Origin of the sequence: Actinomadura sp. SCN-SB (assembly GCF_043906805.1) — a bacterium.
Classification (GTDB): Bacteria; Actinomycetota; Actinomycetes; order Streptosporangiales; family Streptosporangiaceae; genus Spirillospora.
The window spans coordinates 234,934-241,311 of the sequence record NZ_JBIMPP010000003.1; the positions used below are offsets into that span (position 1 = coordinate 234,934).

4 protein-coding genes and 1 pseudogene are annotated in these 6,378 nt (G+C 68.5%); 4 read left to right on the forward strand and 1 reads right to left on the reverse strand.

Features of this window, described 5'->3' with window-relative positions; all coding sequences use genetic code 11:
• The first annotated feature begins 240 nt into the window (after positions 1-240).
• The 4 genes from ACGWYJ_RS03580 to ACGWYJ_RS03595 all read left to right on the forward strand — a co-directional run bounded on the left by ACGWYJ_RS03580 (position 241) and on the right by ACGWYJ_RS03595 (position 5,343).
• The gene (locus tag ACGWYJ_RS03580; RefSeq protein ID WP_395104075.1) at positions 241-1,530 is read left to right on the forward strand and encodes a GGDEF domain-containing protein; all 1,290 of its coding nucleotides are present in this window, start codon (positions 241-243) and stop codon (positions 1,528-1,530) included.
• A gap of 175 nt (positions 1,531-1,705) precedes the next feature.
• Entirely contained in the window at positions 1,706-3,370 is a 1,665-nt protein-coding gene (ettA, locus tag ACGWYJ_RS03585) for an energy-dependent translational throttle protein EttA (RefSeq protein ID WP_395104076.1), read from the forward strand.
• Positions 3,371-3,558: 188 nt separating this feature from the next.
• Positions 3,559-3,783 (forward strand): hypothetical protein, encoded by a 225-nt coding sequence (locus ACGWYJ_RS03590; RefSeq protein ID WP_395104077.1) that lies wholly within the window; start codon positions 3,559-3,561, stop codon positions 3,781-3,783.
• Between the two features lie 153 nt (positions 3,784-3,936).
• A complete protein-coding gene (locus tag ACGWYJ_RS03595; protein ID WP_395104078.1) occupies positions 3,937-5,343 on the forward strand; it encodes a S28 family serine protease in 1,407 nt (468 codons plus the stop codon).
• Positions 5,344-5,388: 45 nt separating this feature from the next.
• Here the strand turns inward: ACGWYJ_RS03595 and ACGWYJ_RS03600 are convergent.
• Positions 5,389-5,754, reverse strand: a pseudogene (locus ACGWYJ_RS03600) (globin); the annotation flags it as partial.
• Positions 5,755-6,378: the final 624 nt, after the last annotated feature.

The window sequence follows — 6,378 nt, forward strand, 5'->3', positions numbered from 1 at the left end:
GGCGGGCGGGGATCCACCGGCTGGCGCCCCCGCGTCGTCGGGGTCGCGGCCGCGCTATATCCAGGAAATGCCGCTCATGTCTACTCCCCCTCTGGATGTGCGGCGGACAGCGGTTTCGCTGCTCCTACGGTGGGTCACGGCTCGGCTACCCACTTGTGCGTTATCGAAGGTACCGGTTTCCGGCCCGCTCCGCACACCTTGCAATTATCGTGTTACACAACGTGAGGCTTAGGGGGAAGGATGACGGCTGTGCGGTCGTCCGCTGATGACCGCGGCGGGGATCTCACCAGGAAGCCCAGGCTGCTGGCGGTTCCGTTGCGCCCGTCCCTGCTGGCGGTGTATGTGCCTCTGGTCGTCGCGGCGCATTTGGCGCTGACGGTCGTGGCGGTGCTGGACGCGGTCCCGCGCTCGAACGATCTACTGACTCTTGCCGCGCTGCTGGCCTGCGGCGTCGTGTGCATCGAGGCGTCCCGGCGGCTCGGGATGCCGGCGGGCGTCGCCCGCGACATGCTATCGGCCTGGTGGCTGCCGGTCGCGCTGCTGCTGCCGCCGGTGTACGCGTTGCTGATCCCGGTGCCGGTGCAGTTGCTGATGCAGTTCAGGGTGCGGCGCACGCTGCTGTACCGGCGGGTCCTGGTCATGTCGGCGCAGGGCCTGGCGGGCGGCGCCGCGTCGCTGGTCTTCCACCTGGCGGTGCCCGAGCCGCTGGCCGGGCCGCCGACCTGGGTGGTCGGCGGCTCCCTGGACCTGCTGGTGGCGGTGGGCTGCGCCGCGCTGTTCACGGTGCTGGACACGATCCTGGTGGTGATCGCGGCGCATGCCGCCAACCCGGGTGGGCGCTGGCGGGACCTCCTGTGGAACCGCGAGAGCCTCCTACTGGACGTGGTGGAGCTGTGCGTCGGCGTCCTGGTCGCCATCGTCAGCGCGCTGTCGCTGGGACTGCTGGTGCTGGCGTTGCCGCCGGTGGTGTTGTTGCAGCGGAGCCTGATGCATCAGCAGTTGCAGGCGGCGGCCCGTACGGACGCCAAGACGGGCCTGCTGAACGCGGCGGCCTGGCAGCGGGAGGCCGACACCGAGCTGTCCCGGGCGCAGCGCACCCACGACCCGCTGGCGTTGCTGCTGATCGACATCGACCACTTCAAGCGGGTGAACGACACCCACGGCCATCTGGTCGGAGATCAGGTGCTGGTGGGCGTCGCCACCACCCTCTGCGGCCAGTTGCGCGACTACGACGTCGTGGGACGGTTCGGCGGCGAGGAGTTCGTGGTGCTGCTGCCCGGAGCGGACACGGTGGAGGCGTGCCGTGTCGCCGAACGCCTGCGCGGCCGCGTGCGGCGCCTGGCCGTCCCGGCCGAGGACGGCACGGTCGCCGTGACGATCTCCGTGGGCGTGGCGCTGTTCCGCATGCACGGCGAAGACCTGATCGAGCTGCTGGCCGCCGCGGACCTCGCCCTCTACCGGGCCAAGCAGTCCGGCCGCGACCGGGTCTGCCTGCCCGCCCTGGACGGCTCCAAGGCCACCGGCGAATAATCGACCAACTTTCGCCCCACCCACCCCCAAAGCCGACCAACCGCCAGTAATCACCACCACCGACGCGGGGCCGGCCGAAGCCAAGCCCCCGGCCGCGTGCCGCCGCGCCAGAAGGACGCCCCGCGCCCGCCGCCAATAAACACACCACCCCCCGGCACCCAATAGGCTTGAGCATATGGCGGAGTACATCTTCACGTTTCAGCGCGTGCGCAAGGCGCACGGTGACAAGGTCATCCTTGACGACGTCACCATGAGCTTCCTGCCCGGAGCGAAGATCGGCGTTCTGGGGCCGAACGGGATGGGCAAGTCCACGCTGTTGCGGATGATGGCCGGCCTGGAGCAGCCGTCCAACGGCGAGGCCCGGCTCATGCCGGGGTACACGGTGGGGCTGCTCCAGCAGGAACCGCCGCTCAACGAGGAGAAGACCGTCCTCGGCAACGTCGAGGAGGGGGTCGCCGAGACCAAGGCGATGCTCGACCGGTTCAACGAGATCGCCGAGAAGATGGCGACCGACTACTCCGACGAGCTGATGGAGGAGATGGGCAAGCTCCAGGAGCAGCTCGACCACCGCAACGCCTGGGACCTCGACAGCCAGCTCGAACAGGCCATGGACGCGCTCCGGTGCCCGCCCGGCGACCTTCCGGTGACGCGGCTGTCGGGTGGTGAACGGCGCCGGGTGGCGCTCTGCAAGCTGCTGCTCGAACATCCCGACCTGCTGCTGCTGGACGAGCCCACCAACCACTTGGACGCGGAGAGCGTCCAGTGGCTGGAGCAGTACCTGGAGAAGTACGAGGGGACGGTCCTGGCCGTCACCCACGACCGGTACTTCCTGGACAACGTGGCGGGCTGGATCTGCGAGGTCGACCGGGGACGGCTGTACCCGTACGAGGGCAACTACTCGACGTACCTGGAGAAGAAGGCGGACCGGCTCAAGGTCGAGGGCAACAAGGACGCCAAGCGCAAGAAGCGCCTCCAGGAGGAGCTGGAGTGGGTCCGCTCCAACCCGAAGGCGCGGCAGACCAAGAGCAAGGCGCGTCTCCAGCGGTACGAGGAGATGGCGGCCGAGGCGGCCAAGACCCGGAAGCTGGACTTCGAGGAGATCCAGATCCCGCCGGGCCCGCGGCTGGGCAGCACGGTGATCGTCGCCGAGGACCTGACCAAGGGGTTCGGCGACCGGGTGCTGATGGAGAAGCTGTCGTTCAACCTGCCGCCGAACGGCATCGTCGGCGTCATCGGCCCCAACGGGGTCGGCAAGACCACGCTGTTCCGAATGATCATCGGTGCGGAGCAGCCGGACGCGGGCGAGCTCAGGATCGGCGACACCGTCAAGATCTCCTATGTCGACCAGAGCCGGGGCGGCATCGACCCGTCCAAGACCGTGTGGCAGGTCGTCTCGGACGAGCGCGACCACATCAGGGTCGGCCAGGTCGAGATGCCGTCGCGGGCGTACGTCGCCGCGTTCGGGTTCAAGGGGCCCGACCAGCAGAAGCCCGCGGGCGTCCTGTCGGGCGGCGAGCGCAACCGGCTGAACCTGGCGCTGACCCTCAAGCAGGGCGGCAACGTCCTGCTGCTGGACGAGCCCACCAACGACCTCGACACCGAGACGCTGAGCTCGCTGGAGAACGCGCTGCTGGACTTCCCCGGCTGCGCGGTGATCACCTCGCACGACCGGTGGTTCCTGGACCGCATCGCCACCCACATCCTGGCGTGGGAGGAAGGCTCCAACTGGTTCTGGTTCGAGGGCAACTTCGCCGACTACGAGAAGAACAAGATCGAACGGCTGGGCGCCGAGGCGGCCCGCCCCCACCGGGTCACGCACCGCAGGCTGACCCGCGACTGACCTGGTCCTCGCTCACCGTTCGGTTTCCCGGAACGCCGCACCCGGTCTACCAAGGTTACGGGTGCGGCTCCCGGTGTTTTCCGGATGGCCCGTGACCCGAACGGGCCGAACCGTCCCCGACCATCGCGCGTAGTGGAGATGTGGAAATCCGTCCACCCGTACACCCGCCGCCGCTCACGGAGCCCAAGATGAACGCCTCCGGCGGTGGCGCGCCCCGGATGACCGCGACAGCGGGCGCGTCCGCCTCTGAGACCGCCGGGGACGAGCCGCGCCCGTGCCCCTATGTGCGTGACTTCGCGCGGGCGAACGGCGTGTATCCCGAGATCGACATCCAGCGGCTCAGCCGCCACGCCGCCCACTGCCTGACCTGCATGGAGGAGTTCATCCGGCTGGTGGGTTCGGCCACGTCCTGAAGAGCACCCGTAGGCGCCATATGCCATGACTTGCGGCATATGAGGCTGGACGCCCACATGATCACGGACGGGTAACAAGCACAACAGTGACCCGTTTTGCCCGTTCTTTTCCCCTTATGGTCGCCTCGCTAATTGTGCTCCCAGGCGAAGGGGATGACGATGCGGCGCGTCTCACGAGGTGTGCTCGCCCTGCTGCTGGCCGCCGGGCTGACCGGTACGGCGGCGCAGGCCGTCCAGGCCGCTCCCGCGGCGGGGGACATCGCCGACCGGCTGAAGGCGATCCCCGGCATGCAGGTCGAGGAGAGGACCTCGACCATCGCCGGTGTCCGGTGGTTCTGGCTGACGTACCGGCAGCCGGTGGACCACAAGCGCCCCCACGGGCGGTGGTTCGAACAGCGGCTGATGCTCCAGCACAAGTCCGAGGACAGGCCGGTGGTGCTCTACACCAGCGGCTACAACACCCCGGAAACGATGTTCACAGCCGAGCCGACGACGCTGGTGGACGGCAACCAGATCTCGCTGGAGCACCGCTACTTCACCCCGTCCAGGCCCGAACCCGCCGACTGGACCAAGGACACCATCTGGCAGGCGGCCACCGACGAGCACCGGCTCATCGGCGCGCTCAAGAAGATCTACAAGCGCAAGTGGATCTCCACCGGAGGCAGCAAGGGCGGCATGACGGGCGTCTACCACAAACGCTTCTACCCCGGCGACGTGGACGGCAGCGTCGTGTACGTCGCGCCCAACGACTCCGACAACGACGAGGACAGCCGGTACGACGAGTTCTTCCGGACCGTCGGCACCGACGACGAGTGCCGCGCCCACCTGAAGAACCTGGCCCGGGAGTTCCTCAAGCGGCGTCCCGCCATGCTGAAGAGGTTCAAGGCCGAGGCCGCACGCAACGGCTGGACGTTCTCCCTCCTGCGGACGCCCGACCGGGCCTTCGAGAACTCCGTCATGGACTACGAGTGGGCGTTCTGGCAGTACAGCCTCCAGACCGACTGCCCCGACCTGCCCCCACTGGACGCCTCCGACGACGACCTGTACGCGAGCCTGGACGCCATCTCCGGCCTGTCCTTCTACACCGACCAGGGGCTCTCGCCGTACATCCCGTACTACTACCAGGCCGGTACGCAACTGGGCTGGCCGACACCGCAGTTCACCTGGCTGCGCCCCCTCCTGCGGTACGAGAGCAGCTACCAGCCCCGTACGTACGTCCCCATGAACATCCCGATGCGGTTCGATGGTGGACGAGCCATGCGCGACATCGACCGCTGGGTGCGCAACCACGGCAGCCGCCTGATGTTCATCTACGGCGAGAACGACCCGTGGGGGTCGGAGCGCTTCCGCCTGGGCAAGGGCAGCACCGACTCGGCCGTCTACACGGCACCCGGCATGAACCACAGCGCCAGGCTCATCACGAGGCTGCCCGCCGACCAGCAGGCCAAGGCGATAGCCGACCTGAACCGCTGGGCCGGGACCACCCCCAGCCCGCAACTCTTCAAGGCGGGACCGAACGTGGAGACCGACCCCCTGCGCCTCCAGCGCCCACCCCTCTGACCGGAGACCGGCTGGCACAGGGACACCCTGTGCCAGCCGTCAGGTCGGCGAGTTGACCATGCTGCGCGCGGCCATCGTGAAGTAGTCCCAGAGCATCCGTTCCAGATCCTCGGGAAGCTCCAGTTCGTCCACCGCGTCCCGCATGTGCCGCAGCCACGCCTCGCGCTCGCGCTCCCCGATCACGAACGGCGCGTGCCGCATCCTCAGACGCGGATGGCCGCGCTGCCGGCTGTAGGTGTTGGGGCCGCCCCAGTACTGGATGAGGAAAAGCAGCAGCCGCTCCTCGGCAGGGCCGAGATCTTCCTCGGGATAGAGAGGACGGAGTACCGGGTCCTCCGCGACACCCTGGTAGAAGCGGTGGACCAGGCGCCGGAAGGTCTCCTCACCGCCGACCGCTTCGTAGAAGGTCACCTCTTGAGCCATAGCGCCCTCCACCCTAGCCGCCACAACCCCCCTCCCGAGACGCCCACCACCAAGCCCCCAGCCAGTCACCCCAACTCATAACAGCGCCCAGGCGTTGCAATCACGCCCGAAGCCAGGCCCGAGCGCAGCAAGACCCCTGATCGCACAACGAGCCCCGGGGCGAGTCGCAGTGATGCAGCGACCGCCGCGCGCGTGACAAGCGACGAGCCGCCAGGCGAGGAGCGCAGCTCACGCGAGCCAATAAACACGACCGCTGCGGGGCGCCCCGGGGGTAGACACCCCGCAGCGGCGTTTTAACAACCCGCCTCAGCCACCCCCCCAGCCCCGAACGGTCGCTCAAGCGTTGCGATCGCGTCCGAAGGCAGGTCCGAGCCTGCGAGGAACCTGATCGCGCAGCGAGCCCCCTAGGGCGAGTCGGAGCGATGCAGCGATCGCACGCGGTGCCGGAGAAGGAGGGCGCCCAGCGCCCGACGCCGTAGGCACCGCCAAAAAACACAGCGCAGCTCGCGGCTGCAATGAACACCTCGCACTCACCTTAGCCCGTCGCCCCAGCCCCGGGCGGTGGGCAAGCGTTGCGATCGCGTCCGAAGGCAGGTCCGAGCTTGCGAGGAC